The sequence below is a fragment of the Stenotrophomonas sp. 22DLJC03 genome, assembly GCF_056861405.1.
In genome coordinates this window covers 273,206-290,048 of record NZ_JBSPUG010000001.1, presented here as the reverse complement: position 1 = coordinate 290,048, position 16,843 = coordinate 273,206, and the positions used below count along the sequence as shown (strand labels likewise).

The window sequence follows — 16,843 nt, the reverse complement described above, 5'->3', positions numbered from 1 at the left end:
AATTCGCGACATACATCACATTCATGTGGTTGTACGTGCGTCGTGGCACCGATCTTCATCGTTGGAAGATCAAGACGCAGTCAACGCCACCTGCGGAACAGGTGACGTTGCGGTGGAACGCAGCGGTGGCGGCGGCCTGCGGGCGCCTTACTCGTACTGGATGGTGAAGGTCGCCTGGCCGTTTGCGACACCCGCACCGACGGTACCGGCCTGGGTCTGCACATAGCGGGCACGCAGCGGCAAGGTCATGGTGCTGGTACCGGTGGTGGTGGTACCGACGTTGACGGTCTGGCCGAAGCGCACTTCGCGCTCTGTGCTGCCATCGCGCTGGACCATCTGGATGCCGATGCGGGTGGCGCTGTTGGTGGCCGCGCTCAGCTTCAGCACGCCGGGCATGTTCGAGCTGTCCTGGTCGGCGTCCAGGCGGATGCCGATCTTGCTCTGGTAGGCAGCGACATTGCTGCCCTGGCAGTTCAGGCGGATCTCGAAATCACGATCGACCGCACGCGAACCAACGCCGGTGAAGGTGGTGTTGGGCACGCTGCCGAAATCAACGGCGATGTTGCGGCTGCCGGCCTGCACTTCGCAGGTCGGGCTGACCACGGTGGTGCCCGAGCCCCTGAAGGTGGAGGTCAGCACCGGGCGGCTGGGGCCATCACCATCGAAGTAGTAGGTGGTGAAGCGACCGTTCGGTGCGATCACGCCCGAACCGGTCTGTGCGGCGGTCTTGATCAGCTGGATGCGGAACTGGCCGCCGATCAGCGAGATGGTGGAGTTGGCCGCGAAATTGATGGTATGTGGGTAATAGGCCTGGATCGCGCCGGAGTCGCGGAACAGGCGGATGCCCACGCCGGCCACGCCGGTCTCATAGACGTTGGCAAAGCCGGCCACCGGTCGCTTCTGCGGCGCGTTGACGTACTCGCCTGTCGAGTAGCCGCTATACCAGTAGTCGCAGCGGGCAACGTTGTTCTGCTGGTTGATCGGCACACTGATCTCTTTGATCACGCCACCCACCGGTGTACTGGGCAGGATCACGATCTGACCCATGTCCATCTGCACGTCCTGCGCAACGAAACCGTTGACCTGGATGCGGCAGGCCGCACTGGCCTGCTGCGCCAGCAGCACGCCCCCCAGCAGGGCCAACGCGGCCAATGCCTTGCGGCCACGGGAAGAAATCATCGGCATGCTGCCTCCAGCGGGATGAAGCCGGTCTTGGACGCATCGGCGCCCGCCGGTACCTGGTAATCAATGGTGCAGCGCTGGTCGGCACCTGCGCCCCACTCGACCTGCAACTGGCCCTGGTTCTTCTCGCTGCGCACGTACAGGCGGCCACCCTGGCTGACCATGCCCACTGGCTGGCCCTGCTCGTCCTTGACCTGTGCACCGAACGGCATGGTGCGGCCATCGGTGTTGCGCACCTGGATCAGCAGCGCGTTGCCCTTGCGGGTATCGAAGCGCAGGTAGCTGATGGCACCGGCGAACGGCGCGATCGACTGGCTGGTGCTTTCCAGCTCGACGTCGTGGGCCATGCCCTGCGGATCGAGGGTAACGGTGTTGAGGCGGTACGGCGACACGTACGGGACCACAGCGTAACCGCGGCCATCGACGCGCAGGCCCGGGGCATTGCTGACGATCGCATCGCGCGCGCCCGGTGCTTCGACCAGCACCATGGTGTCGCCACGCTGCGGGGTGAAGGTGAAGCCGCCCGGATGCACGACCACGCTGCCGTTGGCGCCGACCGAGGCCTGGCGGAAATCGCGCGAGTGGCTGTAGGTGGCGTTCAACGCGCTGTAGCGGCTGCGGTATTCGGCGCTGCCGACCGCGGTGGTACCACCTTCGCGGGAGTCGGAAAGGGCCACGCCGTAGCTGAAGTTGTTGTCGATGCCGGTCGAACCGGTAATGCCGACACGGCTGTTGTCGTAGCCACCGCGCTCGCGCACGCCGACATCGGCGCTGAACGACACCGGGTGGCTGCCACGGCCCAGCGGCACGCTCATCGACAGCAGGTACTGGGTATCGGAACGGCCGAGCACGCCTTCTTCGGTGCGCAGTGCCGAGAAGCCGTAGTTCACCGAGCGCCAGGCGTTGTTGTAGCCCACCTGGTACTGCTTGGAAGTGCCCGGACGATCGTAGAAGTCACGCACCGAACCGGTCACGTACAGCGCACCGCCGCGACGGCCCAGCGGCTGGTTCAGCGTTACCTGGAACTGGCTGCGCTGACGACCGCGGGTGGTCGGGTCGATGCCGCGCTTGTCCGAATCACGGCCATACAGCGCGTCCTGCAGGCTGTAGAAGCCTTCAGTCGAATACCGGTAGGCGGCCAGGGTCAGGTTGGTCCCGGTCTCGCCGATCATGTTGCTGTAGCTCAAGCGCACGCTGGCACCGGTGTGGTTGCCGTAGTGGTCGAACGTCGTACGTGCATGGGTGACGTCGGCGGCGAACGCGCCGACCGGCGTGGACAGGCCGACGCCGTACAGCAGCGACAGGTAACCATCGCTCAGCGCCGTGCCGCCGTACAGGGTCAGCTGGTTGCCGATACCGCGCTGATAGGTGCCCTGCACAAGCCACGGCTCATCGGCCAGCAGCTTGTTGCGCACCTGGCCGGCGGTCAGCGCGTAACGCGACACGCCTTCGCGCAGCATCTGCGGCACCGAACCGAACGGCACCTTGAATTCGCGGCGGCGGCCATCGGCCTCGATCACGCTCACGTCCAGGTCGCCGCCATAGCCGGTCGGGTACAGATCGTCGATGACGAAGCTGCCCGGCGACACCGTCGAGGAGTAGATCAACTGCTCATTCTGGCGCACTTCGATGCGCGCGTTGGTTTCAGCAATACCACGCACGACCGGCGCGTAGCCGCGCAGCGAGTCGGGCAGCATGCGGTCGTCGCTGGCCAGGCTGGCACCGCGGTACCCGATCGAATCGAACAGTTCACCGGTGGTGTAGGCCTCACCGATGGTGAGCATGCCGCGCACCTGCGGGATGCCGCGCTGTGCGTAGGTGGCGATGCTCTGCCAATGGCGGCCGTCCCCCTCGGACCAGGTCAGGTTCGAGTCGTGGCGGAACTGCCAGCCGCCCAGGTTCAGGCCGGCATTGAGGCCGAGGTAGGCACTGCGGTTGCGCTGGCCACCTTCGACGCGGCTGTCGCTGTTGATCGCATTGAAGCTGTAGCCGACGAAGCCGGCATTGATGCCGCGGTCCCACAGCGCCGGGTTGACGTAGCCGCGCGCCTCGCGGCGCAGGAACACCTGCGGAATGCTGAGGTCGTAGCGCAGGTTGCCGCTGTCATAGATGCCGTAGGCGTTGCTCATGCGCTGCTGCACCGGCACGCAGCTGGTCTTGTCGGCCGGCACCGACGGGTCCTGCTGCAGCAGCACGGCCTCGCTGTCCACGCCCATTTCTTCCAGCATCGGCAGCGGCAGGCAGGCGTCGACGCGACCCTGCGCATCGGCCTTGAACTGCAGGTCGCGACGGCCCTGCCAGGCACCGTTGACGTAGACGTCGACGCGGTAGGTGCCGGCCACCATCGGGTTGCCGTTGCTGAAGGCCGCCAGGTCGACCTGCTTGGCCTGGCCGGACAGGAAGCTGGAGTTGAACTGGGCCGATTCCGGTGCACGCGCATTGGCCGCACCACTCTGCGCCATCAGCGCCTGTTCGCCGAGATTGGCCGGGGCAGCCAGCGCCCATCCTGGGCAGGCCACGCCAGCAACCAACAGGCAAAGCGCCTGATGGATCGACAATGTCAATCTGTTTCCGATCACACTGACATTCCTTCAATTCGCCGCACGGCGGCGGTGGCGGGATGCGCAGGCCATGGGCCGGCGCGGCGCGTTCAGCCCCCGGTGCTGCCGAGGCGGATGGTGTGTTCCACCCGGCCGCCGTAGTCGTTGATGGTGATGAAGCGGACCTGGTCGGTGCCCGCCGGTGCGGCGAACTCCAGGCTCTGCTTCGGCGCGACCATCGCGCCCTTGTCCTCGACGGCCTTTTCACTGCTGCCGGTCACGGCATGCACTTCAGCCAGCGTGACGTGGAAGGGGCTCGGGTTTTCCACCCGCAGGCGGTCGCCATTGCGGGTCCAGCGCAGTGCTGCCGGTGCGTCGTTGGCGACGCCCTTCAGGCCCTGCGGCCGGTAGAAAAGCTTCAGGCGCGAACGAAACGCGACCTGCAGGTAATTCTGTTCGCCACTGTTGTCGGCGTTGTCCGGCGACGGCGGCACATCCAGCACGTTGAGCCAGAACACCGACTCGCGGTCGGTCGGCAGCTGCGCGCCGGAGAAGATCAGGCGCAGCGCCTGGCTGCGGCCCGGCTCGACGCGCGCGATCGGCGGCGTCAGCACGAACGGTGCATCGCTGGTATCGGCGGTCTGGTTGGCGTCGCCGCTGTCGATCCAGGCCTGCACCAGCGCCGGCGATTCGCCCACGTTGTCGACCTGCACGGTGACTTCGCGCGCCTGCGCCGGATAGATCACTCGCGTGCCGTTGACCACCACGCCGGCCAGTGCGTTCTGGCAGAAGGGCAGCGTGAACGCTGCCAGCAGCAGCGCCCGGGGAAAGATTGCTTTCATCGGAAGTACTACGCTCGAGGTGTGTGGCCAGAGGCCGCGGAGCATTGGCCGGCGCGTACGCCGGCCAATGCGGGTACGGCTACGATCAGTTGTAGATGATCGTGTACTTGACGCTGCTGGTGACGTCGCCCGGGGTGGCGGCGGCAGTGGCGTAGTACTCAGCGTAGTAGCTCAGGTCGGCCGAACCGTCGGTGCCGACGGTGACCCACTGCGAGTTGGTCTGGGCCAGGCCAGCGCCGGCTGCCTTGATCGGCAGGACCTGGTTGTTGGAACCCAGCAGCTGCAGCTGCACGTTGGTGGCAGCGTTGGCCGAAGCCTGGTTCAGCAGGCGGCCGGTGTTGAAGTCAACGGTCGAACCCGGCTCGAAGTAGGTCGCGACGTTGCCGGCGCTGCACTTGGTCAGGTTGATCGCGAACGGGGTACGACCCGCAACGGCACCGGCATTGGCCAGGGTGTTCTTGGACACGGTCGGCAGGTTGACGGCGAAGTCCTTGCCGCCCGGGGTCGAGATGGTGCAGGTCTTGTCGGTCACCTTGCCGTTGAAGGTGATGGTGCCGTCGGCGGCGTTGGCGGCCAGCGGAGCGGCGGCCAGCATCAGAGCGGCGATGATATTGATCTTGTGCATTCGCTTTTACCTAACCCTACTGAAGAGATGAGAAGTAGAGGAGGAAGCAAGGAGCACTGCCGGGCTATCAAGACCCATCCTTGCGTCTCACCTGTGGCCGGACTCGGACATACCTTCCCCTGAATCCGTGACGCAAGTATAGGCACAACTGTGATGAAAGTCTCATTATTTTTCTGAACGACGATTTATTGACGCTCGAAATGTGACGTGGTAGGCGGAACGCCGGAATCGGGGGCATGAGGGATTTGACGGGCGCCATGATCGGCGGTGAGCGCCACCCGCTGACGCATTTGGCTACCTGCGGCGCCAACGCGAGAACAGGCTTTTTCAGCGGGAAATCGCCTTATTTGATGCGCATCACTCTTTCTTGGTGATGGCCCTAGCAGATTCGGAAACGTCCTATTAAAGACGGATCGAACCTGTCGCTAACTAGGACACACCGAACCAGAGAACGTGTCATGAGGAACTCCATCCTGCTGTGTGTGGCCCTGATGTCCGTCAGTGCACTGGCCCAGGCCAGCAGCGGCAGCATCCGTTTCAGCGGTCGCATCGCTGAGCCGGGCTGCACGACGAACCTGTCCCAGGGCGAGTTGAGCCTGGCGGCCTGCCCGCCATCGGCCAAGGGCTCGACGGTGGCCGTGACGGCGCTGGCCGATGGCCAGGCCGCAACGCTGCGCGATGGCAAGCGCCAGGGCCAGAAGCTGTCGGTGTCGGCCAGCGCGATGCGCGCCGGTGATATCGCCTTCTCCGAGCGCTACAGCGTGCAGGCCTCGAAGCAGCAGCCGCTGCAGGGCGCCTACCTGGTGGTGGTCGACTACCTGTAAGACCCGCAGGCCGGCATTACTCCGGCTGCGGCAGCTCGAAGACCTGGCGCAGGTAAGCCAGGTAACCAGGGTCGTCGCACATGCTCTTGCCCGGCGAATCGCTGAGCTTGGCCACCGGCTGGCCGTTGCAGCGGACCATCTTGATGACGATGTTGAGCGGCGTTGGTCCCAGATCATTGGTCAGGTGGGTGCCGACGCCGAAGGCGACCTGGCAGCGACCACGGAAGTAGTCGTACAGGCGCATCACCTTGACGATGTCGAGGCCATCGCTGAACACCAGCACCTTGCTGCGTGGATCGACACGGCGCTGCTGGAAATGCGCCAGCATGCGGTCACCCCAGTCGAACGGATCGCCAGAGTCGTGGCGCACGCCGTCGAACAACTTGCAGAAGTACATGTCGAAGTCGCGCAGGAACGCGTCCAGGCCGACCACATCGGACAGCGCGATGCCGAGGTCGCCGCGATATTCGCGTGCCCATGACTCCAGTGCCGCCACCTGCGAATCACGCAGGCGCGGGCCCAGCGCCTGGAACGCCTGCAGGTACTCATGGGCCATGGTGCCGTGCGGAGTCATGCCATACAGGCGCGCGAAGTGCACGTTGCTGGTGCCAACCAGCTGCGGCCCGAGTGCATCGCGCAGCAATGGCAGCAGGCGGGCATGCCAGTCACGCGAGTAGCGGCGGCGGCTGCCGTAGTCGGCGATACGGCACTGCTCGAAGCCGGGGGTATCACGCAGCAGCGCGGCCTTGGCCTGCAGGCGGCGCTCGCCTTCGGCGAAGTCGGCGGTGGTGGTGTTGCGGAACCAGACCTCGTTGATGATCGCCAGCAGCGGCACTTCAAACAGGATGGTGTGCAGCCACGGGCCGGTGATATCCAGCTCGATCTCGCCGGGCACGGTCTTCGACGCGCGCAGTTGGATGTACTTGCGGTCGAGGTGGAACAGGCCAAGGAAGTCGGCAAAGTCGGGCTTCACGAAGCGCAGGCCACGCATGTAGTCCAGCTCCACGTCACTGAAGCGCAGGCTGCACAGGTGGTCGATCTCTTCGTCGATCTGGTCGATGTAGCGGGCCAGTTCGATGCCGGGCGTGCGGCACTTGAACCGGTACTGCACCTGGGCGCCGGGATGCTGGTGGAGCACCGCCTGCATCATGGTGAACTTGTACAGGTCGGTGTCGAGCAGGGACTGGATGATAGGCATGGGGCGGATTATGCGCCCGACGGAGTGAACCGTGGGCGCGCCGGCCTTCTGTAGAGCCGAGCCCACGTTCGGCTGGATTGTTGCCTGAGCCGAGCGTGGGCTCGGCTCTACAACGACCTGCGCAGCAGGCGCGGCACCAGCATCAGCGCGTGCGCCCAGATCGCGCCCCACACCGCCACGCGTACCGGCAGCGAACGCTGTCTTGCCTCGAACTTCTGGAAATAGCGCCACAGGCCCTTGTGCTTGTGCCACTCGACGAAGAACGGACGTGAGCGGCTGGATACGCCGCGCACGTGGGTGACCTGCAGATCGTTGGCGATCGCCACCACTGCGCCGGCCTCGCGGGCACGACGGCACAGGTCCAGGTCTTCGGCATGCAGGCGGTAACCAGCGTCCCAGCCACCGATACGGTCGAACAGTGCGCGCGACATCATCAGCAAGGCACCGGACAACGCAGGTACCCGCTGCAGTGCCTGCTGCGGGTCACGGGGAACGGCCAGTTTCGAGCCTTTGCCCGGCGAGCGCAGCATCAACAGGAAATCCGGGTCGCGGCGGCGCACGGCCTCATCGGCGTGGCCATGCTCATCCAGCTGTTCGACACCGAGCAGGCAGTCACCGAGCGCGTCGGCGCGGCTGCGCAATCCGGCCAGCGTTTCCGGTTCGACCATCAGGTCCGGATTGATGAAGGCCAGCCACGGGCTGCCCGAATCGGCCACGCCCTGGTTGTTGGCGGCGGCGAAGCCGGGATTGTCCGGATTACCGATGAAGCGCACACGCGGGTCATGGCTGGCGTGTCGCTGCACGATCTCCAGCGTGCCATCCACCGAACCATTGTCGATCACCCGGATCTCGGCCACGTCCTGCGCTTGGCGCAGCCGTGAGAGGCAGGCATCGATGGTGCTGCCGCTCTGGTAGGTGACGACGATGGCGGCAATGGCAACATTCAAGCGTGAGGCTCCGGCGCGGATGACGGGACGAACAGGTCACCCTGCTCGGCCGGTATTATCGCCTGCTGCATGCGCTGCTGCAGATCGGCGCGCATCCCGTGCAACGGATCGTGCATCAGGAAATCGGCCAGCCGCGGCACCCAGGCCGGCCAGCGCGCGGCCAGCGCTTCAAGATCGCCATCGCGGCTGATGGCCTCCCCTGCGCGGCCGACGAAGGCTGTTTCGCACAGGACATTGCGCCAGCCCAGCCCGGCCATGCGCAGGCTCAGGTCGACCAGCGCCGCGTTCCACCCCGCATAACTCTCCACGTCCAGGCCACCGGCGCGGCGACGCGCGTTGCCGCGCACCAGTACCGCGTGGGTGACTGCCGAGGGCAGCTCCGGATGCAGCACTGGCAGCGTGGCACAGGCGTGTGCCAGCAGCGCCGGGTCCTCGGGCTCGGGATTGATTTCGCCCAATCGCGGCCACGCGGCGGTTTCGCCGGCATTGCACCACGGTGTTGCGGTGGCGATGGCGGCATCGCGGGCGAAGGCGTCCTGCAGCTGCTGCAGCCAGCCGGGTGCGGGCACGCTGTCCGGCGCCAGCACGGCCACGTCCAGGCCCTCGCAGGCGCGCAGCATCTCATCCAGATGGGCGACCTCGCCCAGCGGCCGCGCGCGGCGGGTGTATTCGGCCTGCAACGGCGTATGCGCCAACCAGTGCTCCACCACCGCCTGCGCACGCGGCCCGGTCTGCGCGTCATCGGCCAGCCAGACCGCGGTTCCCGGCGCGGTGCCGGCATCCAGCGCGGCCAGGCAGCGGTCGAGCGCAGCATCGTCCACGCACAGCGGCAACAACACGATCGCCCCCATCCCGCCTCCGTGGTTGTCGGTGGACACAGCCTAGCACTGGGAGGGTATCGGCCGGGTTGCACCCGGCGCCCGCTTCAGGCCGGAGCAACAGCAACAGCCGAAGCAAAGGCTGGGTTCCTGTGGGATGGCGGGGTGGGTCCGGTTGCAGGGGCGTGAGCCGCATGGATGCGGCGACCGAGCTTACATGGACGTACTTGCAGCGTCCCCCGCAACCGGACCCACCCCGCCTTCGACAGATTTCTGCGATCTGCTGGACATGCCGATGGGGGTCAGATCCGTTTTCCAGAGGAAAACGGATCTGACCCCCATTTTCTGATTTCGAAATCTGACAGACATGCATCCACGCATGGCGTGGATCTACCGTGTCGACCAAGGTCGACACCTACCAACAGCCGCAGGAATCTGTCAGGGGTGGGGCGGTGTGGGTTGGCAGGACCGTTGGCGCCATGGATGGCGCCATCGAGCCCCCAGGGACGGGTTTACGGCGTGTCTTGACAACCCACACCGCCCCGCCATCCCGCAGAAACCCGCTGTTGCTGTTGCTGTTGCTGTTGCTCCAGCTCTGGCCTCTGCGGTTGCCGGGCGCAGCCCGGCCGTAAACCCCTTACTTCTTTGCGCGCGGCTGGTTCAGCGGTTCCATCGCGCGGAAGCGCTGGCTGTACTCGTCGGTCAGGTTGCGCGCTTCCTGGCTGTTGCGGACGATGCTCGGCGTCAGCAGCACGATCACTTCCGAACGACGGCTGGTGCGGGTCTTCTGCCCGAACAGCGCGCCCACCACCGGAATCCGGCTCAGGCCTGGAATGCCGCTGCTGCCATCGGTGGCCGTATCGGTGATCAGGCCGGCCAGCATGATGGTGTCACCGCTCTGCACCGCCGCTTCGGTCGACAGCTTCTTGGTGGAGATGCGCGGGTTGCAGTTGCGCTCGGTCGGGTTGCAGTTCTCCGGCACGTCGGAAGCGCTGCTCACTTCCTGCACGATGTCGAGGAACACCGTGCCGTCGCGGGTCACCCGCGGGCGTACCTTGAGGATCACGCCGGTGTCGATGTACTGCACCGAGCTGTAGCTGCTGGTGCCGATGCCGGTGTTCACCGTGGTGGTGTTGATCGGCACCTTGTCGCCCACGTTGAGCGTGGCTTCGGCGTTGTTGCGCACGAACACCGAAGGGGTCTGCAGCAGGCGTACATCGGTGACCTTGTCCAGCGCGCTCACCACCGCTGCGCCATTGTGGCCGGTGAACGCCCAACCAGCGCCTTCGGCACCGGTCACCGCGCCCGCGAAGGTGCTCCACGAACCGCCGGCGGCCGGCGGCAGCGTCAGCGCACCCAGCGCGCCGCCCAGTGCACGCCCGGCTACGGCGTTGTCGAAGAACCAGTTCACGCCGTACTTCAGGTCGCCGGTCAGTGCGACTTCGGCCACCTGCGCTTCGATGTGCACCTGCAGCGGCATCACGTCCAGCTTCTCGATCACCTCGCGGATCGAGCGCCAGGCCTGCGGGCTCGAACGGACCAGCAGGGTGTTGGTCTCTTCCACCGCCGACACGCCGACACGGTCGCCCTCCACTTCCAGGCTGACGCTGACGTTGCCGGCCTGGCGCTGCGGCAGGTTCATGCTGCCGTTGCCGGTACCACTGGAACCACTGCCTGACGTCGAACCGAAGTTGCTGCTGTTGTTGCTGTCCATGCCACGATCACCATCGCTGCCCAACTGCGACGGAATCGCGCCGGGCGCCAATGAGCCGGAGCTGGACCCGCCGCGGTTGCCGCTGCTGGCGAAGGCTTCACTGAGGCGTTCGGCGAGGTCGCGTGCCTTGATGTAGCGCAGCTCATAGGAGAACAGGCGGGCGCTGCCACCGGCGGTATCGATGCGATCCAGCCATTGCTGGATCTGGTCCAGGTAACGCACCTGCGGGGTGATCACCAGCACCGCGTTGGCGTTCTCAAGCGGCAGGAAGCGGAACATGCCGGCGCTGGGGGTCTTGCTCTCTTCACCGAACACCTTTTCCAGATCGGCTGCAACCTGCTCGGCCTTGCCCGACTGGATCGGGAACACGCCCACCGACATGCCCGACAACCAGTCGACGTCGAAGATCTCGACGGTGCGCATGTAGTTTTCCAGCTCGGCGCGGGTGCCACCAAGGGTGATCACGTTGCGGCCGCTGTCGACGTTGACGATGGCGTTGGGGCGCGCGTACGGCTCCAGCACCTTCTTCATTTCAGTTGCGGAGATGAACTGCAGCGGGATCACCCGGACCTCGAAACCGCGTGCGCTGGCCGCCGGCGCCGTACTTGGTGCGACAGTGCCGGCCAATGCCTGGTCGGCGGCCACGATGTTGTAGCGACCACCGCTGTACACCATGCGTGCGTTGTTCCAGCCCAGCACCATCTCCAGCAGGTTCAGCGCCTGTGCCGGCGACACCGGCTTCGGCGTGGCCAGGGTGACCGTGCCCTGCACGCCCGGTGCGATCACGTAGTTCTGCCCGAGCATGTCACCGAGGATGGCCTTGACCACCGCGTGCACCGATTCCCCCTCGAAGTTGAAGGTGGCCTCGCCGGTACTGGCCCCGTGCAGTGCCGGCGCCGGCGCGCGCGCGGCTTCGCGGTTGATCATGGTGCCGGTGCCGCGGCGGATGACCGCCTGAGGCGCGCCCTGGCTGTCACGGGCGGCATCGGCAGCCACTTCCGCCGCCTGGCCGGCATCGGTCGTGGACGTCAGGTTGCCTTTGCGCTGCACGTGCGGCGCGGACACCGTGCTGCAGCCAACCAGCAGCGCGAGGGCAAAGGACCAGGGAAGGAAACGCAGGTTCATGCATTCACTCTATCGGTTGGTGCCATCGCCCGGGGGCGGCGACGGTTGTTGCTGCTGTTGTTGCTGCAGCTGGCGGCGGCGGGCCTGGATGCGTTCGCGGATGGCCTGCATCTGCGCTTCGCTGGGACCGTTGGTGTTGGCGGGAGGCGTAGCGGCCGCCGGTGTGGCCGCCGGTGCTGCGCTGCCACCTGGCGGCTGCTGTGCCGTTGCTGCAGCGGCAGGCGGTGGCGGGGGAGCACCTGCCGGGGGCGGCACAATGATTCCACCCGCCTGCGGTGCACCGTTGGCGCCGCGCAGCACGGTGGGCGGCTCACCGCCCTGACCGTTGAACACCGCCAGCTCCAGCACCTGGTTGCCACCGGGACCGATCACGGTAGCCTGGCGTGGCGCCAGCGCGACCAGCTGCCAGCCATCAACGGCCTCACCATTGAGGCGCAGGCGCAGCGAGCGGTTCTGTTCGGTAGTGAACGTGGCCATGCCGAAATCGCCGGTCAGCAGCACGCCGGTCAGGCGCAATGCGGCGCTGGCAGCGGGCTCGCTGCCACCAAGCAGATAGGGCTTTGGCTTGCGGTCCTCGGCGAACAACGGGCGCTCGCCGATCGCGCTGTAGCTGTCCGCACTGGCCATGCGTTCGGCGGCAAGCGACGGCAGGCCGGGCAGTGACGGCGCCGCATCGGCATTGCCATCGGCGCCCGGCAACTGGCTGCCGAGGCCGAAGCCGGTGGCCAGCCAGACTGCTGCCGCCCAGCCCGCCAGGGCCAGCAGGAAACCGGTGCGCAGGCTGATCTGCTCAAGTTTCATCAGCCACCTCCTGTCCCTCGGCCGGTGCATCCGGTACCGGTGCAGCCACCGGTGCCGCTGCAGGCGGCTGCGGGGTGGCGGCCGGCCCGTTCGCGGGTGTTGGCGCGGCCCCTTCGGCCGCAGCACCCGGCAACAGATAACCGGCCAGTTCGAAGGACACATCCAGGCCCAGCCCGGATTCGTTCGGCGATTGCTGGAAACGCTGTGCGATCAGGTTGAGGTTGTCGACTAACAGGCGCGGGCTGCCGGTTTCCAGGCTGTGCAGCACGGTGGCCAGTTCGGCCACGCCGCAACGCAGGCGTACCTGCATGGCGACGCGCACGAACTCGGCATCGCGACGGTTGTCGGTCAGCGGCGTACGGTTGCTGATGGTGCAGCTGCGGTTACCCGGGCTGGCCATCGCCACGGCATCCTGCAGCTTGCCACCCAGCGCGGCGGCGGCGGCTTCGGCGGTGGCTTCGCGCAGGAAGCCCGGCCGCTGCTGCAACGCTTCGCGGGTAGCGCGCAGGCGCTGTTCGATCTGCGGCTGCTGCTGCAGCTGCGCCTGTACACGCTGCTCGCGCTCGCGCAGGGCAGCCACATCGGCATCGATCTCACGCAGCGGCTGGGTGAACCAGGGGTGCACCAGCAACAGATAGGCCAGGCCGAGCACTGCCAGCAGCAGTGCCAGTGCCAGCCAGCGGTCACGGCGCGCGCTTGGCATCGGCATCGGCCGCCTCCCCTTCCGGAGCCGCAGCCGCCATCGGCTGCAGTTCAGCGGTCATGGTGAAACGGTCACGGCCACTGGCCGCACCGTCGGCCTGCAGCACGCCGGTCAGGTTGACCTTGCGCCACTGCGGCGCATCCTGCAGCAGCTGCACCAGCTGCGAGGCCTCGCGGCTGAGCCCGATCAGCTGCAGGTTGTTGTTCTCGATGGCCAGTTTTTCCAGGTAGGTGCCCTCCGGCAGGCGCCGGGTCAGTTCATTCCAGATTTCCACCGTGCCGGCGCGCTGGCTGCGCTGCTTTTCGAGGAACGCGGCACCGTCGATCAGCGCCTGCAGCTGCGCACGTTCGCTGGCCACGCCACGCGCACTGCGCGCGCTGCGTTCAACCTGGGCACGCAGTTCATCGGCGGCGGCGCGGCGGTTGTCGAGCAGCTGCAGGGCGGCCAGCACCAGCATCACCAGCGCGGCCAGGGCCAGCAGCAGGTTCCAGCGCCGCATCGGGTCCGGTCGCAGCTGGCGCTGCGCGGGCGGCAGCAGATTCACGTGCAGCGGATCGCCCTTCGCATCAATCGCGTCGACGGCGGCCAACATATCGGCCCACTCGCCCACGCTGCCACGCCAGGCCTCCAGCTCGCGCAGCGGCCAGGCGATCAGTTCAACCTGCAACTGGCCTTCGCCGGCGCTGCCCAGTTCACGCACGTCATAGCTGACCTGGCTGGATTCGAACGGTGTCTGCCGGTCGATCTCGAAGCCGACCACCGCGCGCAGGCGGTCGGCCGCCGCCGCCGGCAGCCGAAGATGGCGGCGCAGCACTTCACTGGCCGGCAACAGCCACACCCGCGGCAGGCTGCGCAGGCGCGGCTCCAGAACGCGGTCCAGTTCGGCCGGCGACAACGGCCACGGCAAGGTCGCCACCGCTTCGCGGCGTTCGCCGGCCTCACGCCAGACCTGCAGCTGGTCACCCTCGCGCAGCAGCAGCAGGCGCGCCTGTGCCCAACCCAGCGCCCACTGCCAACGTGCCGGCACCCACGCCAGCAGCGATTGCCGCCACCAGCGCAGGAAGCGGCCAGCGCCCGGGCCGATCCGGCCCTGAACCTGCCGCAGACTGTCCTGCCAAGCCGTCATCTTGCTGTCATTCCCTGCTCCCAGCGAAGCACTGTGTAGGACCGCCCGGGAACCCCGCCCGAGCCATTGCGAACCACTGCCTGCAACACCGACCGGCGTCCACTGCCGTCGATGACACGGGACTCGATACTATAGGTGCCACTGCTGCTGGCAAGCGTTGTCGCACCCGCAGCGGTATCGGCATCACGCTCCTGCTGGGCGCGCTGGGCCAGCACGGTGTCGGCATCCAGCCCCAATGCGGTCAGCACCGGTGCGCTGGCGAACTGCGGATCCGGGCGTGCCTGGCGGCTGTACAGGGTCAGGTGCGGCAGCATCTTCTGGTACAACGGCCCGGGCATGCCGAGCACCCGCTGCAGTTCGCCCAGGGTCTCGAAACGCTTGTTGCGCGGGCCATACGGCAACCCGGCCGCGGCATAGTCGGGCGCCTCGGCACCGCCACCGGGCTGCAGCAGACTGTCCTCGTCGCGCCAGTCGACGATGGCACCGGCCAGCTGCCGTGCGGCTCCTTCGTCTTCGCCCAGCGCCTTGAGGAAAGCGGTCAGCAGGGCCACATCGGCCAGATTCAGGTTGATCTTGCCGTTCTCGTCCAGCACCTTGATCTCGATGCTGGCGTCATCGAACGTCCAGCGATAGGTACGGCCATCGGCCCGCCACGGGGCCCGCTGCGGATCGGCGGACAGGCGCATCAGCGCGTATTCCAGGCCGGCCCGTGCACGCTCCTGGCCGCGCGCGTCGTCATCCAGCACCCGCTGCTGCAGGTGCTCGACCCGCGCGCTCAGTGCAAAGGCGCCGACCAGTGCAGTCATCAACGCGATCAGCCACAACACCAGCACCAGCGCGGCGCCACCCTGCCGGTTCATCGCGCACCTCCGCTGCCACCGGCACGCGGTGCGACCACCAGCACCGGCCAGGGCGCGCCCTTGGCCGGCACGATCTGTACTTCCACCAGCATCGGCAGGCGCCGCGTATCGTCCCAGCGCGGCAGCCAATCGGTCACCTGGCCGGTGCTGGCGTCAATGCCGCGATAGCGCAGTTGCACCGACTTCAGGCCGTCCACCAGCACTTCCGGTGGACGCGGCGGCGTTTCTGCGATGCGCTCGCCCTCCTGCAGCAGCACCAGGTCCAGCAGCAGGCGCTGCTGGCCACTGCGGCCGTCCACCTGCAACGCGTGCAGGTACGGTCCGCCGCGGCCGAGATAGCCGGGCAGGTCGGCGGCGAACAGCATGCGCTGTTCTTCGCCCTGGAAGAAGATCGGCTCACGGGTGGGGTCGGGTACTTCCAGCGGTGTGCGCAGCGCGCCGGCCAGCTGCCGCCGCAGCAGCGCCTGCACCGCGCGCATGCGTTCGCTCTCGGCAGCGATCTGCTCGCCGCGCTGGCTGACCGCCATCGCCGAGCGCACGCTGGCGAACGCCAGGGCCAGCCCGCCGGCCAACAGCACCGTGGCCAGCATCACCTCGATCAGGGTGAAACCCGCAGCGCGCCGTTTCATCGCGCGCTCTCCAGATCCGGCGGCAGCAGGCGCAGGCTGCGCCAGCGCAGCTGTTCGCGCTCGCTGTCACCCCAGCGCACCTGCAGCTGCAGCTCGGCCAGCCAGGGCGCACCCGGCGACTGTGACTGCACCACGCTACCTGCACGCGGCTCCACCCACGGCTGCACCTGCAGCTCCCAGTGATAGCGGCCCTGCTCCCAGTCGCCCTGCTGGCGGCCGACCTGCAGCGGCGTGGCGACTCCCGTCTCGGCCAGCAGCGACTGCGCATGCAGCACCGCGCGCGTGCGCAGCCCGGCCTCGCGTACCTGCTTCGCACCACCGGACAGGCTGCCCAGCAGCAGCGTCAGCGCCAACCCGAGCAGGGCGAAGGCGATGATCACTTCCAGCAGGGTGAAGCCACGCGCACGCCGCTTCATTGCGCCCGCCATGGGCCGGAGCGCACTTCGCCGGTCAGCCAGCCAACATCGATGCGCCACTCGGCACCGTCGCGCTGCAGGCGGATGCGGCCGCCACTGGAACCACCATCGGGATGGAACTCGATCACGCCCTGCCCCGGTGCGGTGGCCAGCTGCGCGGCGCCTTCGAACTGCACCTGCAGCTGCGCAGGCACTTCACCCTGGCGTTGATTGGCACCTTCCCAGCGGCGTCGCGCCGGTTCAATCACGAAGCGCTGCGGTTCACCCCGGGTGATCGCCTGCGCGCGTACCACCCGCAGCTGGTTGGCGATGTCCTTGCCGGCACTGCGCAGTTGCATGCCGGCAAAGCCACGTGACAGGCCGGCAGCAGTGATCAGGCCGATCGCTGCGATCAGCGCGATCACCAGCAGCATTTCCAGCAGCGACAGGCCCGCTGCGCGCCTGCCGTGCAGGCGCGGGCGAGGCAGCCGGCGCGGCAGGAAATACGTCATGC

Annotated in this window: 16 protein-coding genes; 1 reads left to right on the top strand and 15 read right to left on the bottom strand. The window is 67.1% G+C overall.

What is annotated here, in order from left to right; translation table 11 throughout:
* Window positions 1-147: 147 nt before the first annotated feature.
* The 4 genes from AC13GA_RS01260 to AC13GA_RS01245 all read right to left on the bottom strand — a co-directional run bounded on the left by AC13GA_RS01260 (window position 148) and on the right by AC13GA_RS01245 (window position 5,189).
* Window positions 148-1,185, bottom strand: a complete 1,038-nt coding sequence (locus AC13GA_RS01260) for a fimbrial protein (RefSeq protein ID WP_046982662.1) — start codon at window positions 1,183-1,185, stop codon at window positions 148-150.
* Window positions 1,176-3,740 (bottom strand): fimbria/pilus outer membrane usher protein, encoded by a 2,565-nt coding sequence (locus tag AC13GA_RS01255; protein WP_308518049.1) that lies wholly within the window; start codon window positions 3,738-3,740, stop codon window positions 1,176-1,178. The genes AC13GA_RS01260 and AC13GA_RS01255 overlap by 10 nt, the downstream gene beginning before the upstream one ends.
* A 92-nt stretch (window positions 3,741-3,832) precedes the next feature.
* Window positions 3,833-4,564, bottom strand: a complete 732-nt coding sequence (locus AC13GA_RS01250) for a fimbrial biogenesis chaperone (protein ID WP_046982660.1) — start codon at window positions 4,562-4,564, stop codon at window positions 3,833-3,835.
* Window positions 4,565-4,649: 85 nt separating this feature from the next.
* A complete protein-coding gene (locus AC13GA_RS01245; RefSeq protein WP_046982659.1) occupies window positions 4,650-5,189 on the bottom strand; it encodes a fimbrial protein in 540 nt (179 codons plus the stop codon).
* A 458-nt stretch (window positions 5,190-5,647) separates the two neighbouring features.
* On the opposite strand from AC13GA_RS01245, the gene AC13GA_RS01240 reads away from it, so the two are divergent.
* Entirely contained in the window at window positions 5,648-6,013 is a 366-nt protein-coding gene (locus AC13GA_RS01240) for a hypothetical protein (protein WP_014645902.1), read from the top strand.
* A 16-nt stretch (window positions 6,014-6,029) separates the two neighbouring features.
* Here AC13GA_RS01240 and pncB read toward each other — a convergent pair whose 3' ends face one another.
* From pncB to xpsH, 11 genes are all read right to left on the bottom strand, one after another.
* The gene (gene pncB, locus AC13GA_RS01235; RefSeq protein WP_046982657.1) at window positions 6,030-7,211 is read right to left on the bottom strand and encodes a nicotinate phosphoribosyltransferase; all 1,182 of its coding nucleotides are present in this window, start codon (window positions 7,209-7,211) and stop codon (window positions 6,030-6,032) included.
* Window positions 7,212-7,318: 107 nt separating this feature from the next.
* Complete coding sequence (locus AC13GA_RS01230) at window positions 7,319-8,158, bottom strand: glycosyltransferase family 2 protein (RefSeq protein WP_046982656.1); 840 nt, start codon at window positions 8,156-8,158, stop codon at window positions 7,319-7,321.
* Complete coding sequence (locus AC13GA_RS01225) at window positions 8,155-9,009, bottom strand: glycosyltransferase family 2 protein (RefSeq protein WP_046982655.1); 855 nt, start codon at window positions 9,007-9,009, stop codon at window positions 8,155-8,157. The genes AC13GA_RS01230 and AC13GA_RS01225 overlap by 4 nt, the downstream gene beginning before the upstream one ends.
* 604 nt (window positions 9,010-9,613) lie before the next feature.
* On the bottom strand, window positions 9,614-11,815 hold the full coding sequence (gene gspD, locus AC13GA_RS01220) for a type II secretion system secretin GspD (protein ID WP_136638596.1): 2,202 nt from the start codon (window positions 11,813-11,815) through the stop codon (window positions 9,614-9,616).
* Between the two features lie 9 nt (window positions 11,816-11,824).
* On the bottom strand, window positions 11,825-12,616 hold the full coding sequence (locus tag AC13GA_RS01215) for a hypothetical protein (protein ID WP_430766212.1): 792 nt from the start codon (window positions 12,614-12,616) through the stop codon (window positions 11,825-11,827).
* Window positions 12,606-13,325 carry a type II secretion system protein GspM gene (gene gspM, locus AC13GA_RS01210; RefSeq protein ID WP_482997389.1) on the bottom strand — a complete coding sequence of 240 codons (720 nt, stop codon included), beginning with the start codon at window positions 13,323-13,325 and terminating at the stop codon, window positions 12,606-12,608. Before gspM ends, AC13GA_RS01215 begins: the two co-directional genes overlap by 11 nt.
* Window positions 13,300-14,445, bottom strand: a complete 1,146-nt coding sequence (locus AC13GA_RS01205; RefSeq protein ID WP_482997388.1) for a PilN domain-containing protein — start codon at window positions 14,443-14,445, stop codon at window positions 13,300-13,302. Before AC13GA_RS01205 ends, gspM begins: the two co-directional genes overlap by 26 nt.
* Window positions 14,442-15,305 carry a type II secretion system minor pseudopilin gene (locus AC13GA_RS01200; protein ID WP_004142842.1) on the bottom strand — a complete coding sequence of 288 codons (864 nt, stop codon included), beginning with the start codon at window positions 15,303-15,305 and terminating at the stop codon, window positions 14,442-14,444. The genes AC13GA_RS01205 and AC13GA_RS01200 overlap by 4 nt, the downstream gene beginning before the upstream one ends.
* Window positions 15,302-15,934: a type II secretion system protein J gene (locus AC13GA_RS01195; protein WP_136638600.1), complete on the bottom strand. Its 633-nt coding sequence runs from the start codon at window positions 15,932-15,934 to the stop codon at window positions 15,302-15,304. The genes AC13GA_RS01200 and AC13GA_RS01195 overlap by 4 nt, the downstream gene beginning before the upstream one ends.
* Complete coding sequence (gene xpsI, locus AC13GA_RS01190) at window positions 15,931-16,350, bottom strand: type II secretion system protein XpsI (protein ID WP_136638601.1); 420 nt, start codon at window positions 16,348-16,350, stop codon at window positions 15,931-15,933. The genes AC13GA_RS01195 and xpsI overlap by 4 nt, the downstream gene beginning before the upstream one ends.
* Complete coding sequence (gene xpsH, locus AC13GA_RS01185; protein WP_136638602.1) at window positions 16,347-16,841, bottom strand: type II secretion system protein XpsH; 495 nt, start codon at window positions 16,839-16,841, stop codon at window positions 16,347-16,349. The genes xpsI and xpsH overlap by 4 nt, the downstream gene beginning before the upstream one ends.
* Window positions 16,842-16,843 lie beyond the last annotated feature (2 nt).